At 56.1% G+C, this 17,754-nt stretch carries 19 protein-coding genes and 1 pseudogene; 9 read left to right on the plus strand and 11 right to left on the minus strand.

The annotated features are described in order from the left end of the window. Positions 1-171 precede the first annotated feature (171 nt). Both SB756_RS20160 and SB756_RS20165 read right to left on the minus strand, forming a co-directional pair. A complete protein-coding gene (locus SB756_RS20160; protein ID WP_410911588.1) occupies positions 172-540 on the minus strand; it encodes a response regulator in 369 nt (122 codons plus the stop codon). An 821-nt stretch (positions 541-1,361) separates the two neighbouring features. Next, entirely contained in the window at positions 1,362-1,580 is a 219-nt protein-coding gene (locus SB756_RS20165) for a general stress protein (RefSeq protein WP_027609196.1), read from the minus strand. A gap of 251 nt (positions 1,581-1,831) precedes the next feature. On the opposite strand from SB756_RS20165, the gene ligD reads away from it, so the two are divergent. Further along, complete coding sequence (ligD, locus tag SB756_RS20170; protein WP_410911589.1) at positions 1,832-4,612, plus strand: DNA ligase D; 2,781 nt, start codon at positions 1,832-1,834, stop codon at positions 4,610-4,612. 107 nt (positions 4,613-4,719) lie between these two features. Here ligD and SB756_RS20175 read toward each other — a convergent pair whose 3' ends face one another. From SB756_RS20175 to SB756_RS20185, 3 genes are all read right to left on the minus strand, one after another. Next, positions 4,720-5,163: a DUF421 domain-containing protein gene (locus SB756_RS20175; protein WP_027609198.1), complete on the minus strand. Its 444-nt coding sequence runs from the start codon at positions 5,161-5,163 to the stop codon at positions 4,720-4,722. A 9-nt stretch (positions 5,164-5,172) separates the two neighbouring features. Continuing rightward, positions 5,173-5,625, minus strand: coding sequence for a hypothetical protein (locus SB756_RS20180; RefSeq protein WP_081717266.1), 453 nt, complete (start codon positions 5,623-5,625; stop codon positions 5,173-5,175). Between the two features lie 65 nt (positions 5,626-5,690). Continuing rightward, entirely contained in the window at positions 5,691-6,194 is a 504-nt protein-coding gene (locus SB756_RS20185) for a CinA family protein (protein ID WP_027609200.1), read from the minus strand. Positions 6,195-6,391: 197 nt separating this feature from the next. Between SB756_RS20185 and SB756_RS20190 the strand changes: the two genes are divergently transcribed. Then, complete coding sequence (locus SB756_RS20190) at positions 6,392-6,625, plus strand: PLD nuclease N-terminal domain-containing protein (RefSeq protein ID WP_027609201.1); 234 nt, start codon at positions 6,392-6,394, stop codon at positions 6,623-6,625. Positions 6,626-7,418: 793 nt separating this feature from the next. Here the strand turns inward: SB756_RS20190 and SB756_RS20195 are convergent. Continuing rightward, complete coding sequence (locus SB756_RS20195; protein ID WP_081717257.1) at positions 7,419-7,643, minus strand: DUF2061 domain-containing protein; 225 nt, start codon at positions 7,641-7,643, stop codon at positions 7,419-7,421. 62 nt (positions 7,644-7,705) lie between these two features. Then, positions 7,706-8,215: a ferritin-like domain-containing protein gene (locus tag SB756_RS20200; protein ID WP_410911592.1), complete on the minus strand. Its 510-nt coding sequence runs from the start codon at positions 8,213-8,215 to the stop codon at positions 7,706-7,708. A gap of 245 nt (positions 8,216-8,460) precedes the next feature. Here SB756_RS20200 and SB756_RS20205 point away from each other — a divergent pair, with 245 nt between their 5' ends. From SB756_RS20205 to SB756_RS20220, 4 genes are all read left to right on the plus strand, one after another. Then, on the plus strand, positions 8,461-9,342 hold the full coding sequence (locus SB756_RS20205; RefSeq protein ID WP_027609203.1) for a manganese catalase family protein: 882 nt from the start codon (positions 8,461-8,463) through the stop codon (positions 9,340-9,342). A 16-nt stretch (positions 9,343-9,358) separates the two neighbouring features. Then, a complete protein-coding gene (locus SB756_RS20210) occupies positions 9,359-9,589 on the plus strand; it encodes a hypothetical protein (RefSeq protein ID WP_410911594.1) in 231 nt (76 codons plus the stop codon). Between the two features lie 30 nt (positions 9,590-9,619). Further along, positions 9,620-10,120 (plus strand): ferritin-like domain-containing protein, encoded by a 501-nt coding sequence (locus tag SB756_RS20215; protein ID WP_027609205.1) that lies wholly within the window; start codon positions 9,620-9,622, stop codon positions 10,118-10,120. Positions 10,121-10,347: 227 nt separating this feature from the next. Further along, positions 10,348-10,689 (plus strand): hypothetical protein, encoded by a 342-nt coding sequence (locus SB756_RS20220; protein ID WP_410911595.1) that lies wholly within the window; start codon positions 10,348-10,350, stop codon positions 10,687-10,689. A 152-nt stretch (positions 10,690-10,841) separates the two neighbouring features. Here SB756_RS20220 and SB756_RS20225 read toward each other — a convergent pair whose 3' ends face one another. Then, positions 10,842-10,991, minus strand: a complete 150-nt coding sequence (locus tag SB756_RS20225; protein ID WP_155738207.1) for a hypothetical protein — start codon at positions 10,989-10,991, stop codon at positions 10,842-10,844. Positions 10,992-11,000: 9 nt separating this feature from the next. Here SB756_RS20225 and SB756_RS20230 point away from each other — a divergent pair. Further along, positions 11,001-11,349, plus strand: a pseudogene (locus tag SB756_RS20230) (IS5/IS1182 family transposase); the annotation flags it as partial. 366 nt (positions 11,350-11,715) lie between these two features. Here the strand turns inward: SB756_RS20230 and SB756_RS20235 are convergent. Then, positions 11,716-12,189, minus strand: coding sequence for a DMT family transporter (locus tag SB756_RS20235; protein WP_027609207.1), 474 nt, complete (start codon positions 12,187-12,189; stop codon positions 11,716-11,718). An 11-nt stretch (positions 12,190-12,200) separates the two neighbouring features. Next, a complete protein-coding gene (locus tag SB756_RS20240) occupies positions 12,201-13,601 on the minus strand; it encodes an amidohydrolase family protein (RefSeq protein ID WP_027609208.1) in 1,401 nt (466 codons plus the stop codon). A 140-nt stretch (positions 13,602-13,741) separates the two neighbouring features. On the opposite strand from SB756_RS20240, the gene SB756_RS20245 reads away from it, so the two are divergent. Then, entirely contained in the window at positions 13,742-14,650 is a 909-nt protein-coding gene (locus SB756_RS20245) for a LysR family transcriptional regulator (protein WP_027609209.1), read from the plus strand. A gap of 469 nt (positions 14,651-15,119) precedes the next feature. Here SB756_RS20245 and SB756_RS20250 read toward each other — a convergent pair whose 3' ends face one another. Beyond that, positions 15,120-16,025: a LysR family transcriptional regulator gene (locus tag SB756_RS20250; RefSeq protein WP_027609210.1), complete on the minus strand. Its 906-nt coding sequence runs from the start codon at positions 16,023-16,025 to the stop codon at positions 15,120-15,122. A 114-nt stretch (positions 16,026-16,139) separates the two neighbouring features. On the opposite strand from SB756_RS20250, the gene SB756_RS20255 reads away from it, so the two are divergent. Next, a complete protein-coding gene (locus SB756_RS20255) occupies positions 16,140-17,753 on the plus strand; it encodes an ATP-dependent acyl-CoA ligase (RefSeq protein WP_033693252.1) in 1,614 nt (537 codons plus the stop codon). Position 17,754 lies beyond the last annotated feature (1 nt).

The following is a 17,754-nucleotide window of genomic DNA, read 5'->3' on the forward strand; positions in this document are numbered from 1 at the left end:
TCAGAAATCTTTTTTTACATTTGCTCGGCCTGACTAACAGCCGCATGTTTGGGCTTCGAGCTTTGGAGTCAGTCATGTTGGGGGTGGAAGCCGGTGTGTTGTGTCCTGCGGGTACGACTCGACTGCCTCGTGCCTGGCCCACGGACCATAGTCAGTCCTCGAGCGCCACGGTTAATGCGGGTCTGCAGCGGCAAGCAGTTCGCTGATGGTGTCTCCGAGCGCATCAAGGGTGCACGGCTTGGTGATGTACCTGGCATTAACAGGGAGGCAGCCTGGAAGTAAAACCGTGCGCCCAGAAATGATGATGACGGGAAGGTCGCGGTTGGTTGACCAGAGCGTTTTGGCGAGCCCGAGCCCATCAGTGGTGCCTGGCATGTTCACGTCCGTAATGACGAGAGCAAACGGCTCGGCGTTTAACCTACGAAGGGCGTCGTCGGCGTTGCTGCACTCGACGACCTGGTAGCCGAAGTGTGTCACGGCGTCGGCCATCAGCCAGCGCAGGATGTCATCGTCTTCAACCAACAAAACCTTCTGTGCCATAGAGCTCGATCCTTGTTGTTGTACTCGTTAGTGGATCCTCCGAGCACAGCGTTGCTTGCTCCTGACCAATGGTGACCAACCCGCTAACAGATCTCGATTGAGTCGAAGTTCCGACGCCGCTGTCTTCGCTTTAGGTCATTCGTAGCCACAAGGCTGCCAAGGAGCGAGTGTGAGGATCGGTTGCTTGGGATGGGGATCACTGATTTGGATACCTGGGGAGCTTCGTCTGGCGGGAGACTGGCGAGCGGACGGCCCAGCACTCCCTATCGAATTTTCAAGGGTCGCTGATGGGGGGGAACTGGCGACAGCAATATGCCTTGGCGCCGCTACGGTCGATGTACTGTGGGCTCCCCTCATAACGAACTCACGCCAGGGATTACCTGAACAAGGTGCCCGCACAGATCCGTACCGCATACCGGCAGTTTTTTGCCGAGCGCCTCGGATGGTGATTCAGCCCGGCTGTGCTTTCGTTGAAGCACGGCCTAGCACTTCCTGTGAATGGTTTCTTCATCCTCGAGCAGGGGAATACAATGCGTAGATCTGGTTGGTTTCTTATGGTGCTTGGCAGTGCAGGGCTCGTCGGTACGCTGGTACTGCTGACTATCACGTTGATGGATTTTAGTAATGCCCCTCGCGCCTCGATGGTGGGGAGCCTGTTCATGATGGCAGCGTCAGCGCTTCTTCTCGTCATCGGCAGACGGCTTCGGGCAAGAGGAAGGCCGCTGCTGCCTATTTTGCTTTGATGCTGCGGTCGTCAGTAGGCCTACAGTCTGTTTCAAAGATGCCAGGGTGACGCTCACCCTGGCAAAGCTCATCAAGGCTTAGCGGCTTTCGCTGTTGCGGCCACCGCCATGGCTGTTCTGTCCACCTTTGGGGCCAGCCTCAGAGGCTCGCTCACGGTCATTGGCGAAGTTGCCGCTCGAGGATTGTCCGCCCTCGCGCCCGGCTTCGGACGCTTTCTCGCGGTCGTTGGCAAAATTGCCTGGGTTGTTCTGTGCGGTGCCGCCTTGATTGCCGCGATCACCTTGATTGTTAGCCATGATCTTTCACCTCATGTGTCACACAGGAAAGTCTGTGTTCAATTCGGAGGGGTAAAAGCCACTGTTTCGCACACCTGAATTTCGCTTTGCCCGACGGGTTGCGTTAAGAAAGCTGCTTCACGGACTGTGGCGAGCCAACTCTTAGCATCCCAGTAGAACAGCTCGAGACCTTGCCCATTCGGCTCTCACGCTGAACTGAAGTTCTTTTTGCCTCCTCGAATTTGGACATGGTCTCAGAGAGGATTCGGTGAATGGACGACACGGCCCTGGCATTCATGATCTTCGCGACGGAACACCCGGACGCGCTTGCCCAAGTCCAAGGCTTGAGTGAAGCGGAAGCGCTGGAGGCTGGCGAGCCGCTGTCGGCCCTGCGTGACACCATGGTTGTCCAGACCCTCACGGCTGAAGCCAGCAAGCAAGGCGTTTCCCTCGATGAGCTGGTTCAGACGCTTATCGGAAGGGACGACGTGGAGGAGGGCGATGCGACCATCCCAGGCTTGGAAAAATACAACCGGATGCGTGATTTCAACGCCTCACCGGAACCATCGGGAGCAGGGAAATCCGCTCGGCGTTCGAAGCGCGCAGCTGCTCATGCCTTGCAGTTTTGCGTTCAAAAGCACGATGCCACACGACTGCACTACGACTTCCGCCTGGAGCTCGACGGCACGCTCAAAAGCTGGGCGATACCCAAAGGCCCATGCCTGGATCCCAAGGTAAAGCGCCTCTCGGTGCATGTCGAAGATCACCCTCTCGATTACGCTTCATTTGAAGGCACGATACCGGAGGGTCACTACGGTGCCGGGGATGTGATCGTTTGGGATCGTGGAATATGGCTTCACCAGGGCGATCCGGCTGAGGCCTACAAGAAAGGTCGTATGAAGTTTGAGCTGCAGGGTGAAAAGCTCTCGGGCCTGTGGAACCTTGTCCGGACGAACATCGAGGGTAAGCAGGAGCAATGGTTTCTGATCAAGCATCAGGACGAGGCCGCTAAGCCGCTCGCTGATTTCGACGTTGTGGTCGAGATGCCTAACAGCGTGCTCAGCGACCGCACCATCATCCCCAAGAAACCCGGTCGGGCCAAGGCGGGGTCATCCAAGCCGAACCCTCCCGCCAGCGCCACCGGGCCGAGCACAGAGGGCGCCGTGGCTGCAGCGCTGCCAGAGAAGCTCTCTCCACAGCTAGCGACGCTGGTCGAATCCAGCCCTCGAAGCGAGGAGTGGCGCTACGAAATCAAGTTCGATGGCTATCGCATGCTGTGTCGCGTCGATGGGGATGACGTCCGGCTGTTTACCCGCAATGGTCATGATTGGACTGCGAAGTTGCCCAAGCAGGCGGCTGCAATCGCCTCGCTCGGGCTCGAAACGGCTTGGCTGGATGGCGAGATTGTCATCCCGGATGAAAACGGCGTGCCCGACTTCCAGCTGCTACAGAATGCATTCGACGCCGGCAAGAGCCACGGCATCGTCTACTACCTGTTCGACCTGCCGTATCTCAACGGCGCCGATCTTCGACAGGTGCCGGTTGAGAGCCGCCGTGGACTGCTAAAGCAGATTCTCTCTGACTCGACCGACCCGCTGCTGAGGTTCTCCGAAGACTTCACCGAAGACGTCGACGCATTGATGAACAGTGCCTGCCAGATGCGCATGGAAGGACTGATTGGCAAGCGATTGGGCAGTCCTTACGTATCCCGGCGCAGTGACACGTGGATCAAGCTCAAGTGCAAGCATCGCCTGGAGTTCGTCATCGTCGGCTACACCGACCCGAAAGGAGCGAGAACCGGTTTTGGCGCACTTGTCCTTGCGCTAACCGACCAGGATAGCGGCGATCTGAAGTACGCCGGCAAGGTCGGGACGGGCTTCACGGAATCGACACTCGCCACGATCCTGCAGACACTGCTGCCGTTGGAGCAGAAAAAGGTGCCGGTAGTGAATCCACCGAAAGGTGTTGATGGTAGAGGCATCCACTGGCTGCAGCCGACACTGCTGGCTGAGGTCAGCTTCGCGGAGATCACCTCGGACGGTGTAGTCAGGCACGCGGTGTTCCAAGGTATCCGGACGGACAAGCCTGTCCAGGACATAACGGAGGAGAAGCCGGCGCCTGCGCCGAAAGAGCGAAGGTCAGCCAAAGCGAAATCGGACGACAAGGCCGCCACGACCAAGGTACGGATTACCCACCCTGAACGTGTGATTGATCCCAGCAGTGGTCTTACCAAACGAGACCTGGCCGAATATTACGCGCAGGTCTCACCCTGGCTTCTGCCTCACCTGAAAGATCGACCCATCGCGCTGGTCAGGGCGCCCGAGGGGATTTCCGGTGAGCTGTTTTTCCAGAAGAACGCTGACCGCCTCGCCATCCCGAACATCACGATGGTGCCGAAAGCAGAAGCAGGCAAAGCGGGCATGGTCATCAACAGCGTCGAGGCTCTGGTCGGTGCCGTGCAGATGAGCACCATCGAGCTGCATTCCTGGAATGGCACGACCGAGCACATCGAGCAGCCAGACCGCTTCGTGTTGGATCTCGATCCTGATCCCGCGCTGCCCTGGAAGGCCATGGTCGAAGCCACTCAGCTGACCTTGGTGGTGCTCGATGAATTGGGGCTGCAGTCGTTTCTCAAAACCAGTGGGGGCAAGGGCATCCACATCATGGTACCGCTCACGCCTAAAGCTTCGTGGGAAGAAGTGAAGCACTTCAGTCAGTCCATCGTGAAGTACATCGCCAAGCTGATCCCGGATCGATTCTCTGCCGTGTTAGGCCCAAAGAATCGTATCGGTAAGATCTTCATCGACTACCTGCGCAACGGCAAAGGGGCCACCACTGCCAACGTCTTCTCGGCGCGGGCGAGGGAGGGACTGCCGGTATCGGTGCCGATTTTCAAGGAGGAGCTCGTCGAGCTACAATCGGCGGCCAAATGGAACATCAAGAATGTTCAGGAGCGTCTGGATGAACTGGGTGGCGATGACCCGTGGGATGCTATGCCGACCATTGAGCAATTGATCACCCTGGAAATGAAAACGCGGATCGGAATGAAGTAGCCGCTGATGCGATGCAGAGAAGGGGAAGGCGCTTGGCACATTTCGTCATGCCTGGATTCGCGGCGTCGAGCTTCACCAAGCCCTAATGCTGCAATCGCTGGCTTCACTCATTCCTTTGGAATTATCGAGATTTTTCCGTTCCGCTCCACAATCGCAAATTTGATTTGCTCCACCGATTCTATTCCCTGGCTATCTCGTGCTGATTCGAGAATGTCATCCTCGGTTAGACGAGATCGGCGCATTCGCTGATGCAAGAACTGTCCGTGCTCAACCACCAGGGTTGAGTGGCCATCGAGAAAGCGGGCCAGCGGTCGGGAGTTCAGCTTGGCAAGAGACAAGCCCACATCGACCACGATCAAGGTGGCGATCACCAGCACGGCGTTGGTAAACGAGAAATCCTCGCCCAGAAGAGCCTGCTGCGTGGCTTCCCCGATGATCAGCAGCAAGACGAAATCGAAGGTGGTCAGATCGGCCAGGGAACGCCGCCCGGCTACGCGGAACAGCAGCATAAGGGCGACATACATCCCAGCAGCTCGCAGGATCGAATCCATGACGCCCTCCTAGGGGTAGAGAAATGTGGAAAAGTGGACTTCGGTGTTCGAGCCCGACCTCACAACCCCTTCCAAGCTACCCACGTGCCCACTTCGCAGTGTCAGGTACAAGGTGGCCATACCACCCTTGCTGGTACCCAATTGCAGCCGCAGGGCTGGGCCATGGGAGATCGACACCAGGGGTTCGGGCTGCATAGTCTCGATACTGGCCTCGCGCAGTAGCGGCCCCTCAAGTTCAACCATCACTGGCTGACCAGGGCTCCCCTGAATTGTGATGAAAAGATTGTCGGTGGTGCCACTGCGACTGAGGCGTTGATATTCAACTTTTAATCGACCATCCTGGCTCACCACCTCGGCATCGCTTAGTGGGCCGTCGCCGAACAGCCCTGCCAAGGCTAGCAATACGATGATCACCAGCACATACCACCCCACACGTTCGAAGCGCCAAACGCGCTTCTGCATGGGCATGTTCTCCTGGATCGGGTGACTTCTGGATATCATCTCATCGTTCGGCATTTCATGTGCCCTCAGGCGCGTTCGCCGCGAAGCCAGCGTTGATGGTAATGAGCAAGGCGCGTCAGACCGAACAGCGCGCCTTGTTGCATCACCTCCGCTCTCTCGCCGAAGAAACGCTGAGTACATGTAAAAACCGCAGCAGGCTCGCCAGCAAAGGCCCAAGCAAAGCACATCGTCCCTGGAGGTACCCCAGATTCGTCGGTAGGCCCCGCTACTCCTGTTGTTGCGATTACCACATTGGCATCGCTGTCTCGCAATGCACCCAACGCCATTTCCCACGCCACAGGCTCGCTAGTGAGCCCGTAGCGCTCGATGGTCTCGGAACTGACCCCCAGCAAACGCTTTTTCGCACTCGGTGAATAGACGACATAACCACTCTCCAGTACCTCCCCAGTGCCAGGTACCGTCGCCAACAGCGCCACCATGCAGCCTGCAGTACAAGATTCGGCGGTGGAAAGAATCAACTGATTGTCCTTGAGGTAGCCGAGCGCGGCCAGTACAGGTTCGGTTGCCATGAGGGTATCGACTCGCTTGTTCTTTAGCGGTGGACGCAACCCTCGGGCAATTGGTTCAGCGCTTATTTAGCCGCCTGTCCCATGCCGAAAAAATCGTCTGAACTTTGTCCAGATTTCCACCTTCCCTTATGTATAGGGGCAGCAGACCTACCGTGTTATCGCTGCGGCTATCCAATTGGACATCGGGAGAAACGGAAATGGGTGATCTCGCAACGTACTTCTGGATTGCCGTGGCGGCCATCATTCTGCTGGTTGATCTCTGGGTAATGGTCAGCGTTTTTCGAAGCGACAAGTCAGATGCAGTCAAGGTGCTGTGGGCTTTGATACTGCTCGTGTTGCCGGTGGTTGGCTTGGCTATATGGGGCGTCGCAGGGCCACGGGGGATCAAGCGCGGCACTGGGCCGACATCTCCTGAACACAGCAAAGGGTAGGAGCGGCAGCATGACCAGAGAAGGGCATTATAAGGAACTAGACCTACGGAAATCGCACGGCGAGGAAGAGCGAGATAACGATGCTCATCGCCCGGATGGTGCTGTGGGCTCATCGCACGATTCTACCGCTCAGAAAGCGGCACCTAATCAGGGGCGTCACCAGCGGTGAAACTATCCTCGAAGGCTTGGGGATGAGGCTCGCCGTGAGGCGAGCTTTTTTTTGACTGGACTATGCTCGCACATTTGGCTGAATAATGAAGACCCGACAATGTATTCAACGGTTCTGTATGCGGCAGGCGCTTAATCAGGGCGAATTGAGATGAGTGGTCGGGGACGAGCGCGTTTAGGATAGCGAGGGGCGCCTTATTTTCTAATCAAGGGCTGCTAGAGTTCGGCTCGTTTCGGCGTAAAAAGTTAGGCCATTCCGATTCTGGGCGGCTTTCACCGCAGGCGACGCATACGTAGTCTTCGCCAGGCAAACCAAGATAATAAGCCTTTCTTATATACTTGTGAGGGCACGGGTTCGCAATGTGTGGCTTGCCGCTTTTGATTTTCATTATTCTGCTCCAAGCGCTGCCACAGCAATGCTTTATCTATCTGCTAGCACTGGGCCAGTCCTGGCTTGTTTCACTCCATTTTTCTATTCCTTTTCGAAGTAACGTATCGATGCGTTATGTCCCTAGGCAGTGGTTGAGTGACGTCAAGAACTCAGGAAGTGTCGTTTAACTATCATGAATTCAATTATTCTCAAGTAAGTTCTCTTAGAAGAGCGAAAAATCCTGTAGCAATGCTGTCAGTTTTTTTCGATTCGCCGCCATATTCGTTCGTGAAAATAAAAAGCGATGGTGTTACAAGTGGGCTCAATAACCGCGATTAGCCCGCCTGTGAGAGCCGAGCCTGTAAGTAGATAGGCGACCGCAAAGGCAATACTGAAGTGGAGTATGCTAAAACTTAGGGTTTTGGGTAGGGGGCCTTTAGTTTTTGAGTGGCAGCAGTGTACGTCAGATGCGCTTTTCATTGTTGTCCCTTAGCTCGGATTGTTGTGAGCCGCACGTTGTGACATACGGCTCACAGAACTGATCACCGTTTTGCTTCTTCACCGGGAGCAGCCGACCGGCTCAAGAAAGCTCGAGTTATCTCGGGAAGGTGATCTTTCAGCCAATCGGCCATGGCGACCTCCTCTTTCAATATCGACCGGCAGGCCTCGGCAGTGAGTTCATCCCCTGCGAACGTCGCTGCTTCAATAAGTACCGTGTAGGAAGCAATTTCAAAATTTTCAAATACGTATCCAGACATCGCACCTTTAACCACTTCATCGCTCATCGCCATGCCACCCACTGCTTGGCCGAAGGCCATGAGCTTGCCTGCTAAGTCTTTCAAGGTCGAGGTGCTCCCTCCTAGGCGCTCTATGCATTCAACCAATTTCCGTTGTTGTCCTTCCGTTTCGGTGATGTGCTGCGTAATTCGCTCACGAAGATCGGGATAATGCTCCAACCGTTCCGCTTGCGCTTTAAGCATTTTTTCGGCTTGCTGCTCCATCGCGTGAGCATCGCGCAGCCAATCCAATAAATTTTCTGCAGGCTTAGTCATGAGTGCTCTCCATGTAGTGAAGTTATTCAGAGCTGAATTCAATTCACTGCGTTCGGCTAGGTTGATGAACGGTTGAGTGCGCAAACTATTTGTCTGCAGTTATTTGGAAAATGATTTTGAACTTTCACATTGTGTCCATTCGTCTTGAGAGCTCTTTGGCGATTTGCACCATTGATCCCTCCGTTAACTCCCACAAAGGACACAGGACGTATTTGCGTGCTGGTTCAACCGTTGGGAGATTTAATATGTTTATCCATAACAAGCGTCTTCAATATACCGTGCGCGTCGCGCAGCCCAATCCCGGCCTTGCCAACTTGCTTTTGGAGCAGTTCGGCGGCGCTCAGGGTGAGCTGGCCGCTGCCAGTCGATACTTCACCCAGGCCCTGGCCGAGGATGACCCAGGCCGCAAAGACCTGCTGATGGACATCGCCACTGAAGAGCTGAGCCACCTGGAGATTGTAGGCTCGATCATCGTGATGCTTAACAAGGGCGCCAAGGGCCGACTTGCTGAGGGGGTCGAAGAGGAGGGAGAGCTGTACCGAGCAATCAATGGCGCCGGTAACGATTCCCACATTACCAGCATCCTCTACGGCGCCGGCGCTCCGCTTACCAACTCGGCAGGGGTGCCCTGGAGTGCGGCCTATGTGGACACCATCGGTGAACCGACAGCTGATTTTCGCTCCAACATCGCTGCCGAAGCGCGGGCGAAGATCGTGTACGAGCGCCTGATGAACGTGACGGACGACCCAGGCGTGAAAGAGGCGCTGGGTTTCTTGATGACGCGAGAAATCGCACACCAGCTTTCTTTCGAAAAAGCACTGCACGCCATCCAGCCTAACTTCCCTCAGGGCAAGCTCCCAGGCATGCCGGAGTTCACCAACAAATATTTCAACATGTCGGGTGAGCCGAATGTGCGCGGCCCTTGGAATGAAGGCGAGGAGTGGGAGTACGTCGAGAATCCATCGGCTGCCGTTGATGGCGGAGATGGCACCGCTTCGGTAGAACTGGCCGCTCCTGATCTGGCGGTATTGGAAGCCATGAAGCTGCGGACGATGTCCGATCCAGCCAGCAACCCGGTCACCGGCGCGGATCTTGGTTCAGGCTTGGTCAACGGTAAAGATGACTGAATTTCGGGAGGCCGCAATGAGCACTTTGAAAAGGAGGGATAAGGCTCAGGTCGGCATCGGCTTTGAGCATTTGATGAGCGCGGCGGTAGCAGAGTTTGAGGCCGACTCGCGCCTGGCTTGCCGAGCGATGCGAGTAAAGATGGCCATAAGCATGTTCGGCGTTGGCTCCCTGCTGCCCAACGATCTGCCCCCAAAGCTTCCCATTGAATCCTTACACGAGAGCTTGGTCAGCCACACCCTGCAGTGAAATCGATTTTCAAACCCAAGGAGAATGACGATGGTTGCTCGCAAAACAGTTGAAGACCTGTTCATCCATGAGCTTTCGGATGTGTACAGCGCTGAGAAGCAGATCACCAAAGCATTGCCGCGTCTGGCTAGGGCATCTACCAATCCGCTGCTGGCGGATGCGTTCACTTCACACCTAGCGGAAACCCAGGGGCAGATAGAGCGCATTGACCAGTTGGTAGAGTCCGCTGGATTGAAACTCAAGCGGATGAAGTGCGTAGCCATGGAGGGTTTGGTTGAGGAGAGTAAAGAGCTGATAGATGAAATCGAGAAGGGGGCGGTGCTCGATGCGGCGCTCATCGGGGCATGCCAGAAGGTTGAGCATTACGAGATCGCCAGCTACGGCACCCTAATTGCGATGGCCAAGCACCTCGGTATGGAAGAGGCGGCCTCGCTGTTGGCCGACACGCTTGCAGAAGAAAAAGCTGCAGACGAGAAGCTGTCAGCGATTGCCGAAGAAGGCGGCAACCAGGCCGCCACCCTCGAGAAGTAACGGGTCGGGCCCAGCCAAGTACGTGCTGGGCCTTCTAGGAATTTGTCATTTCCGCGATTTCTTTCTCGCAACGCGCGTCTTCTTATACAAAAAAAAATTCTTGTGGAGCATTTTGACCCGCCGGTCCGGTATCTCACCGGCGCGGTGGAAATCGGTCGCTATTCGGAGGTGATGCGCCCATGGTGGATAAATCCTTCAGCATAGACCTAGCGTCGTAGGAGAACGACATGCGCATTCGCGGTAAGGCTTTTTGGGCATGGGCTGACCCCACGCTCCACCACCAGATCCATGATGAATCCCTCGCCGATGGTACAGCCATTGACGTGCAAAGCAGGCTCTCTCGAGCTGGAGGAACTCAACTGTTCATCGGCGTGTACGCGCCAAGCGGCCTGGTTCTTGATGAACAATTTTTCGATTCACGACCGGGCCAGTCGATGACAACGGCTCTTTCCTGGGGCGTAGATATGGCCCTCCAGAGGGCGCGCGAGGCTTCATCTTCACTTTCTCAAACGGCTGACGTGTCGGATCGGTCTAAGGAGAAAGTGGAAGACTATGTCCGTATCCAGTGAGTCAGAAATTCAAGTTCAGCAAGCGCTGCTGCCAGTGTTTTCCGCAGCCGAGCAACTGAGGCTAGACCCTGAGGTCCTACGGCTCGTGGCGATTGGTGGATTGACGCAGGACTCCCCTCCGGAATGGGTGACTCCGATTCTTCAACCAGAGGTCATTGAGTGGTTCCGCCGGCAAGCGAGATTTGCTGATCGGGACTGGCTCGAAGCTGCGCCTCGATGCCCTTGAGTTTTTGCATTTGCTGTTTCAGCTTTTCGACTTTAGTGCTGAGTAGCCACGACGCGGCATTACGACAGGCACTCATCGCGTCTGTTCCTCGATGGAGGACCGCCTGTTACTGCAGTGCTACTGGTTTTCAGGATGCCGGAGTTGCTCCATGCAGAAGCAGTGTAAGACCGATAAAGAGCGGCGACTCAAGCGCTGCGAGCATGAAGCAGTAGGCGAGAGGGGCAAATCCGATTGGAGCAAGATCCGGAGATGATGAAGGTTCGCCTGGTGGAGCACACCTTTGGAACGAACAGATTCTGGAAGGGAAGCAACCAGTTCGTGACCAAAACCCTGCCGAGGTTAAGCACCGAAATGAGCCTTCACGTGCTCGCCTCCACAAACGCATGGTGAGCATTTTCGGCATCGCAGGACTACTTGAGGCGATCAGGGCGTAACCCCGCCGTTTGCTGGCCCGTAAACAGCTACATGGGCCGCTGACGCGGCCCGTGTAGCACTACAAATGTCTATTTTTCTGGGTGAGGGTATTTACGCTCTCGCCTGATGATTCCGCAGGTAATCTGCTCGGTTCTCAGTTATCGATGCGATTACTGCGTTTTTCCACAGCCTGGATCGATAGCGGTCAGTCGTTAAGGGCTGCCAGCAGCCAGAAATGATCACACTGAGTCCTCTACCGAGCTTCCCGTACTCAGTTAACCCTCGTAATCGCTCTTCTGTCAGTTCTCCTGCGGCAACCGCTTCGGCTTCAAGCTGCACTCCATCGGTATCAGTGGCTATGAAGCGAGAGGGGTTAACCACGGGAATCAGCTGGATACAAGCCCTGACCACCGGTCACCAAACAGGGCGATTGCCAAGCCTCCGAGCATCACGATTACCCCGGCCAACTTGAAACCAGATACCGGCCTCTCGACTGCCCCGAGCAGTCCGAAGTGATCGATAACTAGGGACGAAATGATCTGCCCGGCGATGGCGAGGCCAAGCAGCGCTGAAAGGCCTATTTTTGGCGCGAGTACCACGTAGCTGAGCAACGCGCCGGCACCTAGCAGGCCACCTAGAAGGCTCCACAAAGGCTGGGCAGGGATAGCCGCGATTGAAGCCACTATCCCGCCACGCATCAACGAAAAGATGCCCAGGCATAGCGCACCGGCAGTAAAAGAAAACAGTGCCGCCGCTACGGAATCTCCACCCACACCTTTAGCGAGTTGGCCATTCAGCGTGGTCTGCAGGGTGATACCAAGCCCCGCGCAGATAGCCAGTAGGTAGTAGGCTGCATTCATTTAACGCCTCCTTACTTGGCTGACTCAAGCGGCAAGAATGCCTCGGCAAACATATCCGGCTGATAGCCAGCAGCAGCAAACAGATGCTCACGCGACTCGTCGATCGCCGCGCGCAGCTTTTCGCTATTCACACCCAGAACCTTGCCGCCCTGCTTGACGATACGCCCGCCGATCATGACAGTGTCGACATTGCTGCGCTCTGCCGCATGTACCACGGTGCCGAAGGCATTACCTGACGGATAAAGGTTGATGTCCTGCGCGTTGATAAGGATCAGGTCAGCCTGTTTGCCGGGAACCAGGCTGCCGATTTTGTCATGCAAGCCAGCGCAGGTGGCGCCGTCGACAGTCGCGGCTTTGAGCAGAACATGGGCGGGCAGGGTCACCACCGGATGATGGTCTTCGCTGCAGCAGCGCTGCTGATGCATGCCCAGGACGCGCTGCAGATAAAACGCTACCCGCATCTCCATGAACATGTCGCCGCTGTAGGACGTTTCGTTATCGACGCTCAGCCCAGGGCTGATGCCATGACGCTGAGCCGCCTGCATGGCGAACATTCCATCTTCAATGCCGTAGTGGGCATCTGAACGCGGGCATACGTTGACCCGCACGCCAGCCTCGCGAAGGATCTTCCACCCGGCGTCCGGCAGCGCGGTGCAGTGGTTGAAGATGTTGTCAGAGCGCAGCAGCCCCTCGCGATGCAAGCCTTCCAATTCAGCTGCCATGTCCCCACCAAAAAACTCGGTGATGATCGGTAATCCCAGGCGCCTGGCCTCAGCCCACAGCTCAGGTTCCAGCTGCGCCATCACTGCCAGTGAGAGCAGCGGGTTGTCACCGTTCTTGATGTATTTGTCCTGCAGACGCTCGAGGTTGCCCGGCCAGTGGGCTTTGTCCCACTCACCCGCCACCGGCGCTCCCGAAGCATGTACGGCGCGTATGCCTGCATCGAGCAGCGCCTCTACTGCGGCATCGGAGTGCGCACCGGTGCGGCTGTTATGCGAGTTGTCGACAAGGGTCGTGATACCAGCATCGATACAGCCCAATGCACTCAGCAGGTTGCCGATATACATGTCCGCCGGACGATAATATTTGGCGAACGAAAAGTGGGTGGCGTTGCAGTAATCCTCCAGGGTTGCGGCGTTCGGATTAATTCGCCGTAGTTGCCCCTCCCAGGAGTGACGGTGGGTATCGACCATGCCCGGCATGGCGATCATGCCGGATGCCTCAATCACAAGAGCGTCGCCGGCTTCGAGATTTTCATCGATGGCCGAGATGGTGCTGCCTTCTATGAGGATATCGCCACGCGCCAGATTGCCGATGTCGCCGTCCATGCTCAGCACAGTTGCGCCGCGGATAAGTGTGCGTCCGGCCGGAGCGGCTGGAGCCTGCACTATGCTGCGGGTGTATTCACCCATTTCAGTACCCCTCTTCAAATTTCGTTGGAAGCAATGTACGCAATTCGATACTGCGGGAAAAAGATGGTAGAACTGTTTTTATTATTCAATTTATGCGAATAATAATGCCTCCTTTCACCGCTCCAAGGCTGTTACCCGTCATGGACCGTATTCAAGCAATGCAGGTTTTCGTCCGTGTGGCTGAGGCAGGAAGCTTTAGCCAGGCGGCGCAGACGCTCTCTCTACCGGCCTCAACGGTGACCAGCAGCGTTAAAAATCTTGAGAAGTACCTGCAGGTGCGCCTGCTGAACAGAACAACGCGGCGGGTTAGCCTGACGCCTGAAGGCGCCCAATATCTGGCGCAATGCAGGGAAATATTGGGACTGATCGAACGCACGGAGACCAGCCTGACGGATTCCGTGAAACGGCCGCAGGGGCGTTTGCGCGTCGATATGCCGGGCGGCATTGCCCACTTCATCGTCATTCCAAACCTGCAAGACTTTTACCGGCGCTACCCGGATATTTACCTGATGATAGGCGTCAACGATCGGCAGGTTGACCTGCTTCAGGAGGGAGTCGACTGCGTCATTCGTACAGGCGAGCTGGATGACTCAACGCTCGTTGCGCGACCACTAGGCCGTTTTCGCTGGGTGACCTGTGCATCTGCTGCCTATCTCGAAGAGAACGGTACTCCGCAGACTCCGCGAGATTTGTCTCGTCACCGGGCCATCCATTACTTCTCGGGCCGTGCAAGGCAAGCAGGTGAGATGCGCTTCGCCCGTGGCGACGAGAAAATCTCAGTACCGGTCAAGGGCACAGCAGCCGTCAACGAGACTGGGCTCTACATCAAAATGTGCCTTGAAGGCTTTGGGCTCGTGCAACTCGCCGAGAATGTTGTTTCCGAACATCTACGAGAAGGGCGGCTGGTCGAAGTGCTTGCTGACTGGCAGCCTGACCGGGTTCCTGTGCACTTGTTATATCCACATCAGCGCTTTCTATCACCAGCTGTGCAGGCGTTCGCTGACTGGATCGCTGGGCTAGTTCACGACGGCGGTTCGCCTGCTGGCTGATCAGGAGATGAAAGCTTCTCCGGACTAAAATGCCAATCACTATTGGCGTTTATGGGATGGTTGAATGGTGCGCCTGGCTTGGCCCAGCAGTAGTGGACCGTGGCTGCAATTAAAAAATCGACGCATTCCGCTGCTCCTGAAAGTGAGCGGTGTCGTCAGCTTCATTTGCACGCAAACCGATGAACGTCAGGCCGAGCATTATGCTGGCGCCCGAGCCGAAGCGCAGGAAGGAGGCCCTCAACATGGCGTAGCCTGGCGCGTAAATGATCCTAATGAGGAGCTAGGTAATTTTGCCCGTCCATTTTGGCTCGGAAGCGGCTCATTCTATGACCGTGCCATGCGGGCGCGTATACCCTTGCCGTGCTGCGCAGACTGCGCGTAGCGCAGCCCGGCCAGCAATACCCGCCGACGTATGCTGCTAGCCCCTTTATGACTTGGCCTCCGTGACTACCCCTGATCTGCAATAGCCTTATCTGCGCAAGGTTTCAAATAGAAATGCCCTGAACCATTGATTGCCGGCATCAGCGTCGTAGGCACCATGCCAATGAACGGTAGACTCGACCCCCGGCATCTCCACTGGCAGCGGGTAAATCACGAAATCATTCGAATGATTCAGCGCATGTGCGACGCCTTCAGGTAGGGTGACCATCCACCCTGTATGCCTGAGTATCTGCGGCACAACTGTAAAGTGGGGTACCCTCAAAGCGATGTGTCGATTCAGGCCACGTGAGGCCAGAGTGTCCTCGATGGCTAAGTGGCTGCTGTCAGTGGAGGTGACACTGACATGGGAGAGGGCAAGAAAATCCTCCACGCTGATTTTCCCGGCCGGAAGTCCGTCACGCTTGCGAGTCATGCAGGCGTATTGTTCTCGGAACAGGGATTGGTACCGGGTGGTTGTTTTCAGTGTGGGCAGGTTACCAATTGCGAAGTCCAGTTGCCCCATACGCATCCGCTCGACCACCATGGCGACGGGTACCAGCTCTGATGAGAGCTTAATGGCCGGCGCAAGCGTTTGAAGCCGTTCACAAAGCGACGGCAGGAACACCTGTTCGCCGATGTCTGACATACACAAACGGAACTCCCGGTCGCTAGTACCAGGATCGAAGGGTTCGGTTTCATTCAGAGCATCGCGTATTGCCGTGAGTGCCCGTCCGATCGGTAGGGCAATCCGCTCGGCGGTCTGGGTCGGCATCATGCCTTCCGGCGTGCGTACGAATAGCGCATCATCAAAAAGCTTGCGAAGTCGACCCAAGGCGTAACTTACAGCAGGTTGTGTAATCGCCAGGCGTCCAGCCGCGAGTGTCAAGCTGCGTTCCTCCATTATGGCCTGAAAAACCCTAAGCAAATTTAGATCGACATCATTCAAGTTGCGCATTCGTATAAATACCGTTTATCAATTGTATAATTGCCATGAATTTGACTTATAGAGTACAGGTTCATAGACTTCGGAACAACAGCGAGGCGATACAACAATCTGAGGCTTTGAGTGATGGACACAGGTTTTTGCAAACAACAAGCAGTTGGCGGGGCATTAACACTTCCGGTGCTGCTGTCGAAACGTATTGAACGCAGCCCTGAAACGGCGCTTTTTTCCGACCGAAGCTGCACTTGGACTGCTGCGCAACTTGTCGACGTGATAGGACGGCGTGCCACAACACTAGCGGAATATGGGATAAAGCGTGGAGATCGGGTTGGATTGATGTGCGCCAACCGCGCCGAGTTCCTTGAAGTGTTGTTGGCATGTGGTTGGCTGGGCGCGGTTGCGGTGCCTATTAATACCGCCTGTCGGGGCATGCAGTTGAATCATGTGCTGGCTAATAGTGGGGCGCGCTTGTTGGTCAGTGACGAGGTCAATCTGGATGTGCTCGCGGCACTTGATTACTCTGCGCTTGCTGTCGAAGCCCTGTGGGTCCTTTCGCCGCAAGGCGATGTCAACGCGGTTTGGCAGGAGCGGTTAAGGGTGCGGTCGATGCCCCCTCGCAGTGCGTCCATGGCCCCACCTGCAGTGCTCGAGGATGGCGACCCGCTGGTTATCCTTTACACCTCCGGGACTTCCGGGTTGTCCAAGGGCGTGATCTGCCCGCACGCCCAATTCTTTTGGTGGGGGCTGAATACCGGTGGCGACCTACAGGTGCGCCCCGGGGATGTGCTGTATACATGCCTGCCGTTGTTCCATACCAATGCATTGAACGCCTTTTTCCAGGCCTTGCTGCACGACGCACAGCTGGTGGTAGACAAACGTTTTTCCGCTAGCGGCTTCTACCAGGCGCTGGCGGAAACCGGGGCCACAGTGACGTATCTGCTGGGAGCCATGGTGCCTATCCTTCTCAGCCGTCCGCACAATGAGCTCGAGCGCGCGCATAACGTGCGTGTCGCGCTAGCCCCAGGCGTCCCTGAACAGTTCCACGCCCCGTTTATTCAACGCACAGGCATCGGCCTCATCGATGGTTATGGGGCTACCGAAACCAATGCCGTGATTGGAGGGACTCTGGAGAATCAGCGGCCTGGTTTTATGGGCCGATTGGCCAAAGGCTTCAGTGCCCGGGTGGTAGACAGCCAGGATCAGCCGGTAGCGGATGGCGAACCAGGAGAGCTTGTATTGCGCGCTGAGCAGCCCTTCGCTTTCGCCTGCGGCTACTTTGGTATGCCGGAAAAGACTGTCGAAGCCTGGCGCAACCTGTGGTATCACACCGGCGACCGGGTTGTGCGCGATAGCGACGGCTATTTCCGCTTTGTTGACCGCTTGAAGGACACAATCCGTCGCCGTGGAGAGAACATCTCGTCTTTTGAGGTGGAGCAGGTTCTGTCGAGCCACCCCGCGGTGGAGCTCGTGGCGGTATATGCGGTGAAATCTGAACTGGCGGAAGATGAAGTCATGGCATCTATCGTCATCAAGGAGGGGACTAAGCTCGATCCATTGGAGCTGACGCAATATTGTGAGTCACGGTTGGCGTATTTCGCCGTGCCGCGTTACTTAGATTTTGTTATCGAGTTGCCGAAAACCGAAAACGGCAAAGTTCAGAAATATAAATTGAGAGAACTCGGCGTTACCGCCAGTACATGGGACCTAGAGTGCTCCGGCTACAGGCTTAAACGCGCCTAAT

The organism is Pseudomonas sp. SIMBA_068 (assembly GCF_046534705.1).
Lineage (GTDB): Bacteria > Pseudomonadota > Gammaproteobacteria > Pseudomonadales > Pseudomonadaceae > Aquipseudomonas > Aquipseudomonas putida.